The sequence below is a fragment of the Acinetobacter sp. V2 genome (genome assembly GCF_001188385.1).
Lineage (GTDB): Bacteria > Pseudomonadota > Gammaproteobacteria > Pseudomonadales > Moraxellaceae > Acinetobacter > Acinetobacter oleivorans.
Map to the genome: position 1 here is coordinate 930,580 of NZ_JZFB01000001.1, position 277 is coordinate 930,856.

The window sequence follows — 277 nt, forward strand, 5'->3', positions numbered from 1 at the left end:
CATGCATTTGCAACCTTTGAAACATTAGCGTTTGGTACTGAATTATTTGGTCCGTTATTACTTACCGAAGAAATTTTGAAAGAACCGCTACGTTACGAAAACTTCGAATTGCACTTGCCAACAGCTCCAGGCTTAGGCATTGAAATTGATGAAGATAAAGTCGAGAAGTTACGTCGTTAAGGCAACAGGATAAGGAGTTTCCCATGTTATTTCATGTACGTATGGATGTGCATATTCCACTTGATATGCCAGCCGACAAAGCAAATGAAATTAAGGC

1 protein-coding gene and 1 pseudogene are annotated in these 277 nt (G+C 39.4%); both read left to right on the forward strand.

Going from position 1 to position 277, the window contains the following annotated elements; translation table 11 throughout:
• Positions 1-180 (forward strand): enolase C-terminal domain-like protein (locus UC75_RS04200; protein WP_049836811.1); only part of this gene is annotated, 180 nt, incomplete at its 5' end.
• A 23-nt stretch (positions 181-203) separates the two neighbouring features.
• Positions 204-277 (forward strand): annotated as a pseudogene (locus tag UC75_RS22525) (muconolactone delta-isomerase); the annotation flags it as partial.